The sequence below is a fragment of the Moraxella sp. RCAD0137 genome (assembly GCF_002894025.1).
GTDB classification, from domain to species: Bacteria; Pseudomonadota; Gammaproteobacteria; order Pseudomonadales; family Moraxellaceae; genus Moraxella; species Moraxella porci.
This window is the reverse complement of record NZ_LTCC01000001.1, coordinates 388,429-407,354: the sequence shown is the minus strand read 5'-3', so window position 1 is coordinate 407,354 and position 18,926 is coordinate 388,429. Positions and strand designations below refer to the sequence as shown.

General features: G+C 47.4%; 16 protein-coding genes. 7 read left to right on the top strand and 9 right to left on the bottom strand.

All coding sequences use genetic code 11. The features are described from left to right. Nucleotides 1-80: 80 nt before the first annotated feature. Nucleotides 81-914 (top strand): M48 family metallopeptidase, encoded by an 834-nt coding sequence (locus AZ602_RS01785; protein ID WP_369803851.1) that lies wholly within the window; start codon nt 81-83, stop codon nt 912-914. A 13-nt stretch (nt 915-927) separates the two neighbouring features. Beyond that, nucleotides 928-1,605, top strand: a complete 678-nt coding sequence (locus AZ602_RS01780; protein WP_103033420.1) for a hypothetical protein — start codon at nt 928-930, stop codon at nt 1,603-1,605. A 148-nt stretch (nt 1,606-1,753) separates the two neighbouring features. On the opposite strand, the gene AZ602_RS01775 is transcribed toward AZ602_RS01780, so the two are convergent. From AZ602_RS01775 to AZ602_RS01755, 5 genes are all read right to left on the bottom strand, one after another. Further along, nucleotides 1,754-3,070, bottom strand: coding sequence for an ArgE/DapE family deacylase (locus AZ602_RS01775; protein ID WP_103033419.1), 1,317 nt, complete (start codon nt 3,068-3,070; stop codon nt 1,754-1,756). A gap of 64 nt (nt 3,071-3,134) precedes the next feature. After that, entirely contained in the window at nt 3,135-5,888 is a 2,754-nt protein-coding gene (ppc, locus tag AZ602_RS01770) for a phosphoenolpyruvate carboxylase (protein WP_199174061.1), read from the bottom strand. Between the two features lie 245 nt (nt 5,889-6,133). Continuing rightward, on the bottom strand, nt 6,134-6,463 hold the full coding sequence (locus AZ602_RS01765) for a DUF3144 domain-containing protein (protein ID WP_103033418.1): 330 nt from the start codon (nt 6,461-6,463) through the stop codon (nt 6,134-6,136). Nucleotides 6,464-6,536: 73 nt separating this feature from the next. Continuing rightward, on the bottom strand, nt 6,537-7,697 hold the full coding sequence (gene metK / locus AZ602_RS01760; protein ID WP_103033417.1) for a methionine adenosyltransferase: 1,161 nt from the start codon (nt 7,695-7,697) through the stop codon (nt 6,537-6,539). Nucleotides 7,698-7,907: 210 nt separating this feature from the next. Further along, complete coding sequence (locus tag AZ602_RS01755; protein WP_103033416.1) at nt 7,908-8,570, bottom strand: DUF2062 domain-containing protein; 663 nt, start codon at nt 8,568-8,570, stop codon at nt 7,908-7,910. A 203-nt stretch (nt 8,571-8,773) separates the two neighbouring features. On the opposite strand from AZ602_RS01755, the gene orn reads away from it, so the two are divergent. After that, the gene (orn, locus tag AZ602_RS01750; protein WP_103033546.1) at nt 8,774-9,361 is read left to right on the top strand and encodes an oligoribonuclease; all 588 of its coding nucleotides are present in this window, start codon (nt 8,774-8,776) and stop codon (nt 9,359-9,361) included. Between the two features lie 193 nt (nt 9,362-9,554). Here orn and AZ602_RS01745 read toward each other — a convergent pair whose 3' ends face one another. Together AZ602_RS01745 and AZ602_RS01740 are read right to left on the bottom strand one after the other, a co-directional pair. Next, complete coding sequence (locus AZ602_RS01745) at nt 9,555-10,355, bottom strand: UDP-2,3-diacylglucosamine diphosphatase (protein WP_103033415.1); 801 nt, start codon at nt 10,353-10,355, stop codon at nt 9,555-9,557. Then, the gene (locus AZ602_RS01740; protein WP_078316848.1) at nt 10,355-10,864 is read right to left on the bottom strand and encodes a peptidylprolyl isomerase; all 510 of its coding nucleotides are present in this window, start codon (nt 10,862-10,864) and stop codon (nt 10,355-10,357) included. Before AZ602_RS01740 ends, AZ602_RS01745 begins: the two co-directional genes overlap by 1 nt. A 202-nt stretch (nt 10,865-11,066) precedes the next feature. Here AZ602_RS01740 and AZ602_RS01735 point away from each other — a divergent pair, with 202 nt between their 5' ends. The 3 genes from AZ602_RS01735 to AZ602_RS01725 all read left to right on the top strand — a co-directional run bounded on the left by AZ602_RS01735 (nt 11,067) and on the right by AZ602_RS01725 (nt 15,879). Continuing rightward, a complete protein-coding gene (locus AZ602_RS01735) occupies nt 11,067-12,836 on the top strand; it encodes a glutamine--tRNA ligase/YqeY domain fusion protein (RefSeq protein ID WP_103033414.1) in 1,770 nt (589 codons plus the stop codon). A 108-nt stretch (nt 12,837-12,944) separates the two neighbouring features. Beyond that, complete coding sequence (locus AZ602_RS01730; RefSeq protein ID WP_255409060.1) at nt 12,945-14,828, top strand: helix-turn-helix domain-containing protein; 1,884 nt, start codon at nt 12,945-12,947, stop codon at nt 14,826-14,828. Beyond that, nucleotides 14,806-15,879: a type I glyceraldehyde-3-phosphate dehydrogenase gene (locus AZ602_RS01725; RefSeq protein ID WP_227525138.1), complete on the top strand. Its 1,074-nt coding sequence runs from the start codon at nt 14,806-14,808 to the stop codon at nt 15,877-15,879. The genes AZ602_RS01730 and AZ602_RS01725 overlap by 23 nt, the downstream gene beginning before the upstream one ends. 19 nt (nt 15,880-15,898) lie before the next feature. Here AZ602_RS01725 and AZ602_RS01720 read toward each other — a convergent pair whose 3' ends face one another. Both AZ602_RS01720 and AZ602_RS01715 read right to left on the bottom strand, forming a co-directional pair. After that, nucleotides 15,899-16,993: an FUSC family protein gene (locus tag AZ602_RS01720; RefSeq protein WP_103033411.1), complete on the bottom strand. Its 1,095-nt coding sequence runs from the start codon at nt 16,991-16,993 to the stop codon at nt 15,899-15,901. Nucleotides 16,994-17,101: 108 nt separating this feature from the next. Beyond that, complete coding sequence (locus tag AZ602_RS01715; protein WP_103033410.1) at nt 17,102-18,013, bottom strand: LysR family transcriptional regulator; 912 nt, start codon at nt 18,011-18,013, stop codon at nt 17,102-17,104. A 99-nt stretch (nt 18,014-18,112) separates the two neighbouring features. Here AZ602_RS01715 and AZ602_RS01710 point away from each other — a divergent pair, with 99 nt between their 5' ends. Then, nucleotides 18,113-18,799, top strand: coding sequence for a LysE family transporter (locus AZ602_RS01710; RefSeq protein WP_103033409.1), 687 nt, complete (start codon nt 18,113-18,115; stop codon nt 18,797-18,799). The last annotated feature ends 127 nt before the right edge of the window (nt 18,800-18,926 follow it).

Genomic DNA, 18,926 nt, shown 5'->3' with positions numbered 1-18,926 from the left:
ACTGTATTTATAATTGTGTTATAATAATTTTTAAATTCAAAAGCGTAAAACAGTCTTGCATACCTAATGCACGCATTAAAATCGGAGGGGATATGTCTCATCAAGTCATGGGCGTTGTGCTGTCATCACTGCTAGTGATTACAGGCTGCGCCAGCTCCACCACAGCTGGCACCATCAGTCCTGATCGTAAGCAGCTGATGATCTATTCTAATTCAGAGCTACAGCGTATGGCAGATACCTATTATCGTGAGACATTGGCCAAGGCGCGTACCCAAGGCGTGCTGGATGTCAATGCTGCTCAGGTTAATCGTGTCCGACGCATCGCTGATCGCTTAATTCCACAGACCACGCTGCTACGAGCCGATGCGGCGAATTGGTCTTGGAAAGTGCATGTCATCAGCGAAGATACCGTCAATGCCTATGTGATGCCAAATGCCAAGATCATTTTTTATAGCGGTATCATTGATAAGCTGTCGCTTAGTGATGCTGAGATCGCCGCCATCATGGGTCATGAGATGGCACATGCGCTCAGAGAGCATTCTCGCGAAAAGATGAGCCATCGCACGGCGGCCAGTGCCTCTTTGGGCATTGCATCGGCGGCCTTGGGTCTGGGCACCAGTGGTATGCAGGCTTTGGGCTTGGCAGGCACCTTGGGCTTGATGTTACCGCATTCTCGCTCCCAAGAATCTGAGGCAGATCGCATCGGTCTTGAGATCATGGCTCGTGCAGGTTTTGATCCACAGGCGGCGGTCAGCTTATGGCAAAAGATGCAGGCCATCGAGGCAAGTAGCCAAGATCTGCGCATTGGATTTTTGAGTACACATCCGACCTCCACCAACCGCATCAAAGAGCTACAAGCGCTACAATCATCTGTGCAACCGCTGTATCTGGATGCACTCACCAAGTCAAATTAAAAAGGATGAAATGATGACAAAAATTCTGGCACTGATACTATCAGCCTCACTGCTTGGCGCTTGCGCCACCACAACAGCAGACATAACACCCGAACAAGCATACGATAAACAGCTGAGTAATTTTAAAAGACTTGAATGGCTCATCGGCACCGATTCGGCGCGCAGATACCTCGAAGACCCTAGAAGACCTTATATCCCAGTTGATAATAAGCCTGTCACGCCTGCCGACCAAGCTAAATATGGCTTTGATACCCGTATTTATGACTATCTGGGTGAAGAATCTGATGGCCTGATCTATGCGGTGATCAAAGATCCACGCGATGATACTTATCGATCAGGGTATTTATTTGCCGATGGGCGTGTGGCGATTCCTTTTAGATTTGGCCATACCAATAAGGATCATCTGTCAAGCCGCGCATTCTTTAATGGTCATGCCGCGGTGATAAATTATGCCAAGGATGCGCAGATTTATCGTGAAGAGGGTGCAAGCCATCCTGCAGACCAATATGCCATCATCGACCAACATGGCCAATTCATCATCCAATACACTGCCTACACTGACATCCAAAGATATCCAGGCGATACGACCTATACGGCGCAGTACATCGATGAAGCTGGCCAAAAACGCACCAGCATCATCACAGAAGAGCTCAAAATACGCAGCGATTATCCTGGCTGGAGTAATCGATAAGCTGATAGCGCTATTTTGATCTATTGCCAAGGGGTGCAGATAGCACCCCCTTTATTAGCAACAGCCATCGGTCGCATCTTGATATGGATTTGATATGGATACGCACATCTGATGGCAAAATCAATCAGATCAATGTGTATTTCCAAGATCACGATTTGCCATTTAAATAACTGGCAATGATTGCTTGATATGCATCAATAAAATCAAAATACTGTCCGATATTGATCCGCTCATCAATCTTATGGTTCAGCATTGGGATACCTGGCCCGTAGATGGCTAGTTCAATGTCATCACGATGACGCAAAAACTGTGCCGCATCGGTGGTGCCTGAAGCCGTGATCGGCGCAAGCCCCTTGGCGAATTTTTGGGCAAGGGCGCCAAGATCTTGGCCTAGCACTTGACCCATGCTATCTAGCAGATAAGGCACTTGTAATCTTGGCAGATCTTGGGTGCTATTGATGATGCTACAAATCAAGGGTGAATCTGGTGCGGCGTACACAGGCGGCTGATCGGCGGTGACGATTAGACTGAGCTCATAGCCGTCTTTGGCGTTCAGTGTATCGATGATGGCTTGGATGTCATGAATGACCGCTTGGTTATCATACTCTGGGATGGTGCGGGCATTGGCTTCAAATTCGGCATGATCTGGAATGGAATTTACCTGCGTGCCGCCTTGGATGAGCGTGATATTATGCAGGGTATTGCCAAGTAGTGGATTGGTGATGGCATCAGCCTTAGTGCGGATATCGGCAGTGATCTGCGTCATGGCGTTGTTCAGCTGCTCGATGGCGTTATTGCCAAGCTCAGGCATGGATGAGTGTGCGGCCATCCCTTTGGCGATGACTTTATAATTGAGCGAGCCTTTGTGGGCGTGGATGATGCCGACATTGCAAGGCTCAGCAATCAGTAAGCCATCGACATCATCCATATAACCAAGCTTGGTCAGCTGCTGAGATCCGTATTCTCCAACTTCTTCGCCGACGGTTGCCATCAGGCGAATCGTGCCGGTGAAGTTTTTGGTCTCATTCAGATGAATCATCGCCATCACCAGTGCAGCAAGACCTGACTTCATATCCGATGCACCCCGACCCCACAGCACACCATCGTCATCAATGTGCGCCGAAAATGGCGGATGCGTCCAAAGACTAACATCACCAGCACTCACCACATCCAGATGCCCTGAGATGGCAAGCGTCTTTCCATTGCCATGATGAATCTCAGCGACCAAGCTTGACCGACCTTCACAAAATTCAACCAGCTTTGATGAGATACCATAAGACGCCAAAAATTGTTGTAAATGCAGAGCGACTTTGGCTTCATGATCGTTTTGGCTGTCAATTTTGATCAAATCACACAGCAGCGTCAATGCTGTACGCTGTTCATCATTGATCTGTGGTGCGGTGGGTTTGTTATTGTTAGTGGCATTTGAATCGGTAGATAAGTGATCTAATAAAGTTTCGCACATAGGATACTCTTTTTTGGTTTATAAAATAAAAAAGGTGAAACCATAAGTTTCGCCGATGAATGGCTCAGCCGGTATTACGCAAACCTTGCGCCACGCCATTGATGGTCAGGTGAATCAGCTGCAATAGGCGATCGTCATCAAAGCCGTCCGTTCGATCCAGCGACTCATCACCGCGTCGTTCTTTGAGCAGTAGTACCTGTAGCCAGTTGAGTGCATTTAGATAGGGTAGGCGCAGTGCCAATGAACGAGCCAGTGAGCGGTTATTTTCAAGCAAGACTTCGTGACCGGTCAGCTGAAGTAGGGCGTTTTTACTGCGTGTGTATTCTGCTTCGATCATCGCATAGATGGCTTGGGCAGATGCCTTGTCTTCGGCAAGCTCGACATAAGTCTTAGCGATGCCAAGGTCGGTCTTGGCAAGCACTTGCTCCATATTTGACAGCATGGCATATACAAAGGCACTGTCCTGGGCGTGTGTTTTGAGATTTTCTAAATGATCTGCATCTTCATTGATCAGCGTCTCAATCGCTGTACCAAAGCCATACCAAGCAGGTAGCATTAGGCGGTTTTGCATCCATGAGAACACCCACGGAATCGCCCGCAAATCCTGAATGCGTGCCAAAGTCTTGCGACTGGCAGGACGAGAGCCGATGTTCAAGGTGGCAATCTCGGTGATTGGGCTGGTCTGCAAGAAATAATCAATGAATGCAGGATGCTCAATCAACGCTCGATAATGGCGGAATGCATGGTCTGATAGGTTAGACATCAGCTCAAAATCAGGCGTCATCGTCGCATTTGGCAGCATGGTTGCCTTTAGTGTCGCTGCGACGAGTACTTCTAGGTTATGCTCAGCATTATTGGCTTCGGCATATTTGGCAGTGATGACCTCGCCTTGTTCGGTGATGCGGATTTGACCTGCCACTGAGCCTGCTGGCTGTGCTAAGATGGCTTCAAACGATGGGCCGCCACCACGGCCGACACTGCCGCCACGACCGTGGAATAGACGCATCTGTACTTGATGCTTGGCAAAGATTTGTACCAGTTTTTCTTCGGCTTGGTACAGCGACCATTGACTGGTGACATAGCCACCATCTTTGTTGCTGTCTGAATAGCCAAGCATGATTTCTTGGGTATTATCACGGCTTTTGAGCAGGCTTTGATACCACGGCTTACCAAGCAGTTCATCCATCACGCCGATGCAGTTTTGTAGTGCTTCGATGGTCTCAAACAGTGGCACGATATTTAGGCGTGATTTTGGACTGCCATTTTCGATATGTAGCAGCCCTGTTTCTTTCATAATCAGTGCTAGGGCAAGCATATCGCTGATGGTTTCGCAGTTTGAGATGATGCTTTGGGAAATGGCGGTTTCGCCGTAGCGGTTTTTGATGTCCGCTGCCGCCAAAAAGATATTCAGCTCTTTGGTGGTCTGTGCATCATACTCGACATATTGGCTATATAGTGGGCGAGCAGTGGCAAGCTCACGCAGTAGCACACGCTGACGAGCAGGCTCAGATAGGCTCAGATAATCTTCCAAATCAGCGTGCTTGAACAAATCATGTACCGTCTCAGCGTGCACCTGTGCGTGCTGACGCAAATCCAGTGGCATCAGATAAAAGCCAAATACGCTCACCGCACGCATCAAATCCTGTAAGCGACCTTGTGCCAGATATTCACTGCCGTTTTGGGTCAATGAGCGGTGTAGTTTTTCTAAATCCGCCAAAAACTCAGCACTGTCTTGGTAGGCATCCGCCACCCCAAAGCGACAGCCATAATCTAGGTCAAAGCGGTGACTGGTCGCCACGATACGAGCAGAAATCAGCGCCACCGCCAAGCGATATGGCTCTTCGGCACGAGATAGCAGTTTTTCGGGAGAATTGGCAGCCATCTCAAGCACATCATCATTGACCTTGACACGGCGAATCGATAGCGGTAGTTCTTGGTACAGCTCACCAAGCTGGTCACGATAATAATAAAACAGTGCTGCACTTTGACGCTTGAAGGCATGGCGTAGGGTATCAGCATCCACAAAAGGATTGCCGTCACGGTCGCCACCAATCCAGCCACCGATGCGAATTACATCAGGCAGTGTGGTGTGCGGATAGCGTTCGCCCAGCTGATGGCTTAGGCGGGCATATAGCTTGGGAATGGCTTGGAAAAAACTCAAATCAAAATACGCCACGCCATTGGTAATCTCATCACTGACATTGATTTTGAAATGGCGAGTTTCATTGGTCTGCCATAGTGACAGTAGCACGGTTTTGATTTGTTCGGTCAGGCGATGTTTTTGGTAGCCGATGGCGTGCTGATGCTCGGTGAGTAGGGCGCGGATTTGGCGATGTAGCTTGAGCACACTTTGGCGCTGTACTTCGGTTGGGTGAGCGGTCATCACCGCACTGATGGATAGTTTATCAAGCTGTTTTTGAAGTTGGGTTGGGTTGATGCCTTTTTCTTCGATTTCGCCAAGCACACCGGCAAAGCTTGATGGACTTGGTGTACTCTCAAGCTGTTCATGGATTTGGCGACGGCGTGCGTGATGATGATCTTCGGCGATATTGAGCACTTGGGCGAATAGACTGCACGCACGAATGAGATTTTCGATTTGACGACTGTTCAGCTTTGGCAGAGCGTCCTTGATGATATGCTCAGGATTGCCCCCTGCGATCAGCTGATCGATGGTATCAGCGACAATCGGTGAAGTTTGCTCTTTGAGCACATCCAGTAGAATATGACCAAGCAGTTCGGTATCGGCGATGAGCGGTAGGTCTTTTTCTTGATCCAAAAATTCGTTAGGTGCTTTTGGTGTGTTTTGTTTTGTCGTCACGATGTGCTCCCTATGCTAAACAAACAATTATATAAAAGAACAACATGATAATTATGTCATATCGGTATAATTATCGGATTTTATGATGGTATGATAAGATTAATCACTTATCAAGCCTTTTAGCAGTTTACACCACTTTTTTGGATTTTAAAAGCCAGAAAATATGCAGTTTGTGAATAAATATGTCAAATAAAAAAATTGCTTGATTTAAGATATAAAATCAAGCAATAAAATTGACATCGGTCTTATTGGGATTTAGCAAGATTGGTATATTTGTCGAAATTTTCGATATATTGGTCAAGGTTCTCTGACAGCATTTGTTGGTATTTTTCGGTGTAGAATTTGATGATGTCATCTTTTTCTTTTGCCAAATCACTACCCTTGACAAAGCCGATGGTCGCAGCCGATACCGCAAAGCGAGCTGCGGCGTAGTTTAGGCTAGCGGCGACTTGTCCTGCGTGTGATTGTGGGCTTAGCTGACTGTTGGCAAGATTAATCACCGCATCTGCTCGCTCAAAAAACGCATTCATCTGCGCTTGAAATTCTTGTTCGTTAAATTCTGGTTTGTCGCTCATGATGTTTTCCTAATAAAAAAGCCTTAGAACACGAGTATTCTAAGGCTTTTGGATGTGCTAAGCAAGTATTTGATTAAATTGCGTTGCGTAGTAGCTCGGCTCTGTCGGTACGCTCCCAAGTAAAGGCAGTGTCCGAGCCTGTGCGACCAAAGTGACCATAGCTTGCAGTGATTTCATACATCGGCTGCAATAGATCAAGCATACGGGTAATGCCGTATGGGCGTAGGTCAAAGTGCGCACGGATCAGTTTTACGATGTCGTTATCGCTGATTTTACCAGTATTAAAGGTATTCACCGAAATCGAAGTCGGCTCAGCGACACCGATGGCATAGCTCACCTGTACTTCACAGCGATCAGCTAGGCCAGCTGCGACGATATTTTTGGCGACATAGCGACCAGCATAGGCAGCTGAACGGTCCACTTTTGATGGGTCTTTGCCACTGAATGCACCACCGCCATGACGAGCCATACCGCCGTAGGTATCGACGATGATTTTACGACCTGTTAAGCCTGCATCACCGACAGGGCCACCGATGACGAATTTGCCCGTTGGGTTGATGTGATATAGTGTGTCTTTGTGTAGTAGCTCAGCTGGGATGACTTTTTTGATGATTTCTTCCATCACAGCTTCGTGTAGGTCAGCTTGGCTGATCTCAGGGCTGTGCTGAGTTGATAATACCACCGCATCAACAGCAAATGGCTTGTGGTTGGCATCATAATGCATGGTCAGCTGAGCCTTAGCATCTGGGCGTAGCCATGGCAATGTGCCATTTTTACGAAGTTCAGCTTGACGCTCCATTAAGCGGTGTGATAGCTGAATCGGTGCTGGCATCAGCACATCGGTTTCGTTGGTGGCATAGCCAAACATCAGACCTTGGTCACCTGCGCCTTGATCTTCTGGGCGTGAGCGATCGACGCCTTGGGCGATTTCTGGAGACTGCTTGCCAATCATATTGATGACGGCACAAGTTGAGCCATCAAAGCCAAGATCAGAATGGTTGTAGCCGATTTTATTGACGGTATCACGCACGATGCTCTCAACATCGATGTTGGCGTGTGTGCTGATTTCACCTGCCAATACCACTGCCCCTGTTTTTACCAAGGTTTCGCACGCCACACGAGCGTCTTTATCTTGGGTCAAGATGGCATCAAGCAAGGCATCAGAGATTTGGTCAGCCATCTTATCTGGATGACCTTCACTCACTGATTCTGAAGTAAATACGGAGTAGTTCATAAGATTTCACTTAATAAAAAAATAAAAAAATGTGCGATTCTGGTGGCTTTTTTAGGCTTGACAGAATAAATACCCGTCCGCACGGCAAATTTCATCAAACTCAATAGGTATTTGGCGGAAAATTATACGCCATTTATGAGCAAAAGACTAATGAAAAATTTTCATATCCATAGGCAAGATATCGGATATAAGGTGCGATAAGGGATGGGGTTAAATAGAAAAATCGTTATCCGATGACTGCTGTGTCTGTTGTGTGTGTTGATTGCGCAGTTTGTCCCGCAGTTTATGACCTTTTTGGCTGCTGAATTTGGGTGCTTTGGCGTTGTAGCCGTGGCGTGATTGCCAATCTCTCACAGTGCGATAATGCCAAAATAGACGAAACGCCGAGCCTAAGACGATGCTTGTGATGATTGCAGAGAGTATCAAGCCGATGAGCATCGCTTGCCAAGAAAAAATGTGACGATGCGCATGCAGTGGGTTGATGCCATCGGCGGTGATCCATAAAGTAAAATCGGTCAAAATCATACCGATCGCCCGCAGTCCGATGAGCGGCTCACCAATCAAGAGCGCGCCAAGCGAATACGCCAGCCAAAACACAGGAATGGCGGTCAAAGGATTGGTGATCCAAGTCAAAGCCACTGCCATCGGAATGTTAGCGCGTACCAATAAAGCACCAATGATGGCAAGCGGCATTTGCCCTGGCAAAGGAAAAAACGCCGCTAAGACACCAACATAGACCGCACGACCCAAAGAATTGCGATTCATCTGCCATAGGCGTGGATCTGCCAAAAATGGCGCAAACATCGCTATCAAGCGATTTTCACGCAGCTTTTCGGGCGTTGGCAGCCAGGCTTTGATTTTCTTCTTTGGCATGGGCGGTTGGCAAAATGGATAAAGTGCCAATTATAACAAAATTTTTGCCATAAAACGACCGCCAAGCGTTGCTTTTTGGTAATAATTGGCTTACTTGCCGCATGGGTTGGGGCGTTGCATACGACTTTGGGGTAGCTGATGGATTTATATTGGTGATTGCGCTTGGCTGTGATACAATGCGTGGATTGACCAAAGGATATCGTATGACTGACAAAATTAAAATCAATCACCCAAAACCTTCTGCCAAAGCCAAAAAAGCCTTGATTTGGATTGATCTTGAGATGACAGGGCTTGATACCCAAAGTGATGAGATTATCGAGATTGCGACCATTGTCACCGATGATGATTTGAATATTTTGGCCGAAGGGCCAGTGCTCGCCATCAAAGTCAGTGATGTGGTGTTGAACGGCATGGATGACTGGAATAAAAACCAGCACGGACAGTCAGGACTGATTGACCGTGTGCGTCGCAGTAAGGTGACTTTGGCAGATGCTGAAGCGCAGACGATTGAATTTTTATCAAAATGGGTGGATGCAGGTATCTCGCCGATGTGTGGCAACTCCATTTGCCAAGATCGTCGCTTTTTGGCTCGCCAAATGCCTGCGCTTGAGCGATATTTCCACTATCGTAACCTTGATGTCTCAAGCATCAAAGAGCTGTGCTATCGCTGGCGTCCTGATGTGGCGAGTGGCTACCAAAAAGGCGGCACGCATCTGGCACTGGATGATATTCGTGATTCGATTCGCGAACTGCGTCATTATCGTGAGCATTTTTTTAAGTTGTTGGATTGAACTTTTGGGATTTGATAAGTATTTTTAGAAATATCTTAGAGTAAGTTACTTGATTTTATTATTCAAATCACATAAAAAGCGAAGACCTGTCGGTGATTCGCTTTTTTTGATAAAAATGAGAAAAAGTGGAGAAAAGTAGCAATCCTATTTTTTATGCAGTGGTCAAAGGTCTAGCCAAAGCCTGACCCAAAACTTAGTTGGCGGTCTGATAGCTTGTCAAAACAATCTCATGCCCAATGAGCAGCCCGATTTCTGCTGTCACCTGTCTGTCATCATATCGCCAGTCGCCAAGCACTAGCCGAGTTTTGTTATCCAATAGATGCACAGCAGGGCGGTGGGTATGACCATGTAGTAATATATCACAGTCTGTTAATGCCTTTTGAACTGCATCATGATTGACATCCATGATGGTTGCAGACTTTTGGCGTTTATCATTGTGTGATTTATCTTTAATATCTTTACCAAGCTTTGAGCGAAAAGATAATGGCGTAGCTAGCAGTAGCCATCGCACCACAGGATGGCGGATGATGGCGCGATATTGCTGGTATTTGACATCATCTGTACATAGAGCATCGCCATGCTCTAGGCGGATGTGATGCGTGGATGTCGTAAGATAATAAGGCTCTGCGATGATTGCACCGCCAAAGAGTTTGGTGAGTTTATTGGACAGGGCAAAATCACGATTGCCGTGCATGATTAGGATTTGCACCTGTTTATCTGCCAGTTTTTTTAGGGCTTTGATGATGGGTGTCAGCCAGTGATTGGCTTGATTTTGTTTATCCAAGCTTAAATATACATCATCACCAATCCATGCATCCAGCCAATCACCTAAAATATACAGGCTGCCAAGATTGGGCAAAACGCACAAATCATCAATCAGCTGAATGAACGCACGGCTCAAGTGGGGTGTATGTGCTGACAAGTGCAAATCGCTAACAAAAACCGCCTGAATCTCAGACGGCTGTTTGGTAAAAAAATACTCAGTGGAGTGCATTATTTCTTAACGACTTTGGCACTGTTGATGACGATTGGTGTCGTCGGTACATCAGCGTGATAGCCAAAGCGACCAGTTGGCACGCCTTTGATTTGGTTCACGACATCCATACCTTCGATAACTTGACCGAATACCGCATAGCCCCAGCCTTGTGGCGTTGGACTTGAGTAGTTTAGAAAATCGTTGTCACGCACATTGATGAAAAACTGTGCTGTCGCCGAATGTGGATCAGAAGTGCGCGCCATGGCGATGGTGCCTGTGGTGTTTTTTAGGCCGTTGTCTGCTTCGTTTTTGATTGGCGTGCCGGTGCGTTTTTCGTTCATTTCGCTGTCCATGCCACCGCCTTGGATCATAAAGCCATCAATCACACGGTGAAAAATCAAGCCATCATAATGGCCAGACTCGACATAGTCGATGAAGTTGGCGACCGTTACGGGTGCTTTTTCGGCGTTTAGCTCGATGACGATGTTACCATAAGTGGTGTCAAATTCTACAATGGGCATATCCATAATAAATCCTAATCAAGTGAGTGAAATTTTGGCTATTATAGCTCAGTTGTCGGATAAATATGGGGATGATTTTATCGATTTCAAAGGATTTCAAGGATAAATCTGCCAAGAAATTGCTGATTAAACAGATGAAAAATCATGCCAATTATGCTAAAGTATCAAGGTTTATTTTGTATTAATTGATAATAATTTGGACACAGATATGACTACTGCTAACGAGCTACCCGAAAAAAACGATTTTATCCGTATCATCATCCGTGATGACCTGCAATCAGGCAAGCATGAGAGCATTTTGACCCGTTTCCCACCTGAGCCAAATGGCTATTTGCATATCGGCCATGTCAAGTCAATTTGCCTAAACTTCGGTGTGGCAGGCGAGTTTGATGGTGCGTGTAACTTACGCTTTGACGACACCAACCCAACTGCCGAAAAACAAGACTATGTCGATAGCATCAAAGAAGATGTCAAATGGCTTGGCTTTGACTGGGCGGGCGATGTGCGTTATGCATCGAGCTACTTTGATCAGCTGCACGCTTGGGCGGTACAGCTCATCAAACAAGGCGATGCTTATGTTGATCTACAAAGCATCGATGAAATCCGCGCCAATCGTGGCTCATTCACCGAAGTGGGCAAGCCATCACCACAGCGTGATGAGAGTGTCGAGGTGAATTTGGCTCGTTTTGATGACATGAAAAACGGCAAATATCCTGATGGTGGTGCGGTACTGCGTGCCAAGATTGATATGGCACACCCGAACATGAATATGCGTGATCCTGTCATCTATCGGGTGATGCACGCTCATCACCATCAGACAGGCGATGACTGGTGCATCTATCCGATGTATGACTTTGCCCATCCTTTGTCTGATGCGCTTGAGGGTATTACGCACTCGCTGTGTACGCTAGAGTTTGAAGATCATCGCCCATTTTATGATTGGGTGATTGAGAAAGTGGGCTTTGATAATCCGCCGCATCAGTACGAATTTAGCCGTCTAAACATCGATCATACCCTGACCAGTAAGCGTAAGCTGAAGCGTCTGGTGGATATGGGTGTGGTGTCAGGCTGGGATGATCCGCGTATGCCGACCGTGGCCGGTATGCGTCGCCGTGGCTATACGCCTGAAGGCTTGCGTGATTTTTGTGAGCGTGTGGGTATCACCAAATCTGATGGCGTGGTGGATCATCGTATGCTTGAATTTAGCGTGCGTAAATCGCTCGAAGACACCACCGCTCGTGGCATGGCGGTATTGCGTCCTTTGAAGGTCACCATCACCAACTTTGATGAAGCGGTGGCAAAATTTGATGAACTCAAAAACCCAAAAACTGTCGCCGACTTTGATGGTGAAGTGCTATGGCTCACCCAGCCAAAGCATCCATCCTTGGAGATGGGTGAACGCCGTATTCCATTTACCAAGACCATCTATATCGACCAAACCGACTTTGAAGTCGTACCACCAGCAGGCTACAAGCGTCTATCGCCAGAAAATCCTGAAATCCGCCTGCGTAATAGCTATGTCCTAAAGGTCAATGAGCATAAGCTGGATGAAGCAGGTCAAGTGGTTGAGCTGATTGCTACTATTGATGAAAATACACTGGGTAACAACCCAGAAGGTCGCAAGGTCAAAGGTGTCATCCACTGGGTATCGGCCAGTCATGGTGTTGATGCGGTGGTGCGTCTGTATGAGCATCTATTGCTCGAAGATGATGAAATCAGTGATGTTAGCTTACACGAAAAAGAAATCATCGATGCCGACACTGATGCTGATACGCTGTGGATCAAGCAGCATCTGAACCCAAATTCACTCACCATCTGCCAAGCGGTGGTTGAGCCTGATTTGGCAAAAGCTGCGGCAGGCGAGCGTTTCCAGTTTGAGCGTGAGAGTTACTTTATCGCTGATGCCATCGAGCACAATGCCGATTTGCCAGTATTTAACCAAATCGTAGGGCTAAAAGACAGCTTTAAGCCTGAGTGATGCGCTGATGCCTTAGGCAGATTGATCCAGTCTGCCTAAGTGGCTAATATTGATGGATTTGGGGCTGATTGCCCTAAATATGTTTAATTGTTAATAAGTCAAGTGACCATAATGGAACAAGCCACCGCTTTAGCGATTTTAAAAACTGGTCAAAATGTGTTTTTGACAGGTCAAGCAGGTGCCGGCAAAACCTATGTGCTTAATCAGTACATCGATTATCTGCGCGCCCGAAACATCGCGGTGGCGGTTACTGCCAGCACAGGCATCGCCTCGACGCACATGAATGGCACGACCATCCATGCATGGTCTGGGATCGGTATCCAAAACAGCATTGATAAAGTCAATCTGCAAAAACTGGCAATGCGCGATGAATACCTTGATCGCATCAAAAATACCAAAGTGCTGATCATCGATGAAATATCGATGCTGCATGCCAAGCAGGTAGATACCATCAATGCGGTGATGAAACATTTTCGTAAAAGTGAGCTGCCATTTGGCGGGGTGCAGGTGATTTTTTCGGGCGACTTTTTTCAGCTGCCACCGATTGGCGAAAAAGGCGAAACCGCCAAAGAAAAATATGCCTTTATGTCACAAGCGTGGCTTGAGTGCCGCTTTCAGATTTGCTATTTGACCGAGCAGCATCGCCAAACAGGTGGTGACGAAAAAGCACGCTTTGGCTTGTCTTTGAACGACATTTTAAATCAAATACGCAGCCAGACAGTCACTCAGGCAGCCATCGATATTTTGACAGCCACCCAAGATCATACGATTGATCTTAATCGCACGCGTTTATATACGCATAATTTGGATGTGGATGCCATCAACCAAAAGCAGCTGCAAGCGCTCGGCGGCATTCCGATCACCTACCAAGCCGCATTGATGGGCGATAAGCTGCTGCAAGAATCATTGTCAAAAAGCGTGCGCGCGCCCACTGAGCTGACTTTGGCCATCGGCGCAAAAGTCATGTTTGTCAAGAACTTACCGCTGTTAGGGGTGTTTAATGGCACGATGGGAGAGGTGATCGGTTTTGTTGGCACATCAGGCAAAACCTACAAAGATGCCAAAACTGCCATCCCTGAGCTTGCTTACCCATTGGTGCGGCTCAATACTGGCGGTGAGCTGGTGGCTGAGCCTGAAGAGTGGACTGTCGAGGATAAAGATGGTGCGGTGTTGGCAAGCTTTGGCCAAGTGCCTTTGTGCTTGGCTTGGGCGATCACGGTGCATAAATCCCAAGGCATGACATTGGATGCTGCTGAGATCGATTTGTCCAAGACCTTCGAGATGGGTCAGGGCTATGTGGCGCTGTCGCGTCTGCGTACTTTAGATGGCCTAAAGCTATTGGGTTTTAATATCAAAAGTCTGCTGCTTGATGAGTGGGTGCAGCGCATCGATCAGCGGCTCTTAGCTTTATCTGATGAGCATGCCGAGCAGTTCTCACAGCTGGATAATGAGATGCTGGCTGTGATACATAAGGCATTCATCGATGCGTGTGGCGGCATCAGCGATCCTGAACAAATCGCCATCAATCAAAAATACCTCGATGCCAAAAAACAATACGCCTTGACCCAAAAACAAAAGTCTGACACCAAAGCCAAAGCAGTGCGCATTGCCGCCAATGGCCTGACCCAAACCGTCAATGAGACCTATGAGCTGATCAAGCAAGATAAGTCCTTGGATGAGATCGCGACTGCACGCAGCCTTGCGCTATCCACCATCATGGGGCATGTCGCTGACATTGCCAAGACCTTAGGGGAGGATGCGGTCAAGGCATATCGCCCAGAGGATGCGGTCATACAGGAAATTCGTCAGGCCATAGAGACGCTCGATGCCCAAGGCGAATTACAAGACGGCATCAAGCTTACCGCCATCCGTGATGAACTGCGCGAAAAATACAGCTTTAGCGAAATTCGCTTGGCGCTGGGATTCATTGATACCGACCAATACACCAAAAACTCAGATGGGACATCCGATGCCAACAGCCACTCCAACTAAACCTTTACGACTGGCCATCAATGGTTTTGGGCGGATTGGGCGTAATGTACTGCGCGCTTATCTTGGGCATAGACAGCTGTTTGATGCCATCGAAATCGTTGCCATCAATGACATCGCTGATCCTAATATGCTGCTGCATTTATTAAAATACGACAGCACGCATGGGCGGTTTGATCGGCTGTGTGATGGCATCGCTGTTAGCCTAAAAAAGGATGATCAGCACACGGCATTGCATGTCAAAATCAATGAGACTGCCTTTGATATATTACTACTAAATCATCCATCGCCCAATGATCTGCCTTGGCGTGCGCTGGATATTGATGTGGTGCTAGAATGCACGGGTCAGTTTCGCTCGTATGCTGATGCCATGCGTCATCGTGAGGCAGGCGCGCATCAGGTGATCATCGGTGCTGCACCTTTTGATGAGGTGGATGCCAGCATCGTCATCGGTGTGAATGATGATGAGCTGACGCGCGATCTGCCGATCATATCAGGCGTGTCGTGTACGACTCAGGCTTTGGTGCCGTTATTATCTGTGCTGGATCGAGATTTTGGGATCGATAGCGTGATGATGACCGAGATACATGCTGTGACCGCAGATCAAAGCGTACTGGATCAGGCACATCGTGACTATCGTCGGGCGCGTGCCAGTGGGCATAACATCATCCCAACGACCTCAAGCAGCATTAATGCCACCGAACGCGTACTGCCATCGATGCGTGGCAAAATCAATGGCCATTCGATTCGTGTACCGACCATCAATGTGGCAGCCATCGATATGACGATTCAATTTTGCGCCCCAAAAGCGCTAGATGAGATCCGCAGCGCATTGATCAATGCCAGCCAACATCAGCTGTCAGGCATTATGGATTATACGGATGAGCCATTGGTGTCCAGTGATTTTATTGGTAATGATCATTCATTGATCATTGATGGCCAGCAGCTGATGGCAGCAGGCGAGCTGATTAAGATTTATGCGTGGTATGATAACGAATGGGGATACGCCAATCGACTGCTGGATATGTGTCATAAATTGGCAGTCAGTGATTAAGCGGCTGTAAGCTGGCTGATCATAAAATGTGTAATCGACGGCGGATGCTGTGATCGATGGCGCTAAGCTTCGGGCGCAAACGAGGGCTGTGAATCACAAAACCGCCCACCAGCCCAACCAAGCAGCCAATCAGCGTATCCCAAAAGCGCGCCAAAATGATCTGCATGTGATCAGTCTCTAAGACCTGTCCATTTTCGGCGATCAATAAGGTCATCGGGGTAACAAACACGATCGCCAAGGCATAATTGCGCACCACCAAAGTCTCAATGATCATCACCAGAGCCATCACCGCCAGCGCCACACCCCAAGCGCTGAGATTTAAGCTTAATACCCACCAGGCGACGAGCATGCCTAAGGCTGTGCCGATCAGCCGCTGTAGCTGCTTAATCCAGATGCTTTGAAAACTGATGCCAGTGATGATCACAAAGCAGCTTGCTGCAGCCCAGTATGGCCGTGGCAGATCCAGCATCAACGCAATGGCCACCGAAAGCACGATGGCTATAGCCACAATGCTGCTATTGACGATCATATCATCTGCATAACCAAAAGATGGCGCGCTGCTATGGTCGCGCTGTTGGTACATCAGCACCAGAGTATAAACACAAGCAATCATTCCAGATACTAAGCAGCCAAGACTTAACACACCTATGAAATATGGCATCTGATGCACCTGTGAAGGCAAAAACATGCCCAAAGCTGCACTGATGATCATAAATACACCCGCAGGCGGCGCTAAGCGAAAATAGCGCCCAAATATAGCCACCCAAAAACCAATAAAGCCCAACAATGGCAAAGTCATCACAGGTATGACTTGGGCGATGAATCCCAAAGAAAAACACGCCACAAAGCCAAAACTGCAAGCCAGTAGCTGCACCATACGAAATAAAAACGAACCTTGATACGGCAAATTCAAAAACACCATCGCCCCTAATGAGGCGATCAGTCCATCCTGCCATCGGCCGATCGACGCCGCCAAAAAGATCGGCAGACTGGCAGCAATGCCTGCCGCCACAGGCATGTGCCAAGCACGCGCAGGACGATTAAATTGGATCAGTTGACTCAGCTGCTGATCGATGCGTGGCATGATGGGGTGTTTGGGGCGATGATGGGGCATAATAACCTACTAATACAAAAACCGACACAGTTTAGCACAATCACTTGGCCAGTCAATCAAATAACTACACGATCATTATCAGACCACGCGCTTTTTTTGGTGTGCCAATCAATCACCTTGCCTGCCATCAAGCACCATCTGACAAAATGCCTGTACAGCATCATCATCCTGTCGTGACAGTAGCACGATGGCGGTGATGATAATTGGCTTGCCATCATCATCGGTCAGGGGGATAAAGCCACTATCACCAGCAAAATTCGCCAAGCTTTCAGGCACGAGTGCCACAAGCTCACTACAGCTGACCATGGCGATTTGGGCGACGGCTGATGTGGTTTCGGCATAGATTTTTGGCTCAAAGCCGACGGATTTACACGCACCGATGACTTCGTCAAAGGATTTTGGACTGACCGAACGCTTATGCATTACAAAGCTTTCTTGTGCCAGTGTCGATAGCTTAAGCGTATCTGCCTGGGCGAGCGGATGGGATTTTGGTAGGACGGCACACAGTGTGTCATTTTTGATGGGGATGCTCCGAATCCCGACGGCTTGATGGCCATCAAGCGGTGCGCGCACCAGTGCCACATCGATATGACCATCGGCAAGTAGGGCGGTTGCCCCTGCGCTATTAATCTCTTGGACGATGATTTTGGTGTCAGGATAGCGTTTGCCAAATTCATCCATGAGTCGTGGTAGCATCTGTGTCATCGACTGGGTAATCGCACCGACACGGATGGTGTGATTGACGCCTTTTAGCACATCATCGATTTCTTGTTGTAGCGTCATCATCTGCTGTACGAACAGCTGTGCTTTGGGCAATATCCGCTGACCTGTACTGGTCAGCTGTACACCTGATTTGGATCGGTGAAATAGCACAGTGCCAAGATTGCTCTCAAGCGTCTTGATATGCTCAGTCAATGGTGGTTGTGACATACCCAGTCGCTCAGCAGCACGACCGATGCTGCCTTCTTGGGCGACGATGGTGAATAGGTATAGATGGCGAATGAGCCGAAAATTAAGCATAGTTTTTGCCTATGGATGATAGTTTTTAAATATATTTTACCTATAAAAATAAAGCTTGTACACTACCTGCATCTTATTTATTTGGATGGGGAGTGACAGATGTTTGGTATCACGGATTTGATGGCTTATGTATTGACGGTGCTGGTGTTGATTGCTTTGCCAGGGCCGAATTCGATGTTTTGTTTTGGCACGGCATTGGCACATGGTTTTGCCAAGGCGAGATTTGCCATCATGGGGACTTTTTTGGGCAATGGTACGCTGATTGTGGCATCAGCATTGGGCGCAGGGGCGCTACTTAGCCGTTATCCATTTTTATTCGGTGCGATCAAGATGGCGGGTGCGGTGTATTTGACTTATTTGGGCACTCGTCTTTTGATGAATCTGCTAAAGTGCCAAAAGCCAAAGTCTCAGCACACAGGCTGCACCAATCCTACGCCAAACCCAGCCGCTGATACAGCCAAAGAGATACAGGCGCACACATCAGCACACCCAATCACGCTGTTTAAAAAAGCGCTGCTCGTCGCACTATTAAACCCCAAAGGCTTGGTATTTTTCCCTGCGGTGATGATTCAGTTTGTGGCGACAGATACGACCAGCTCAATGATCAGTTTGTTGGTGTTGGGTATGATTTTTCAATGTTGCAGCTTGATGTTTTTACTGATTTTAACCAAATGTTCAGGCTTGATTGGTCAAAAGCTAAATCAGTTTGCTTGGCTCAATCGTCTAGGTCAAGCAGGCGCAGGGCTGATTTTCTTGGGCTTTGCAGCAAGACTTGCGATGGCGTGATGGCTTAATAAATACATGGCAATGTCAAAATATTGGCTGATATTATTGAATTTATCTGAACAAAAGTTTGGATTTGTATTATAATCACAACAATGCAACCTAAAAACTTTGGGAAATCCAAACCAAC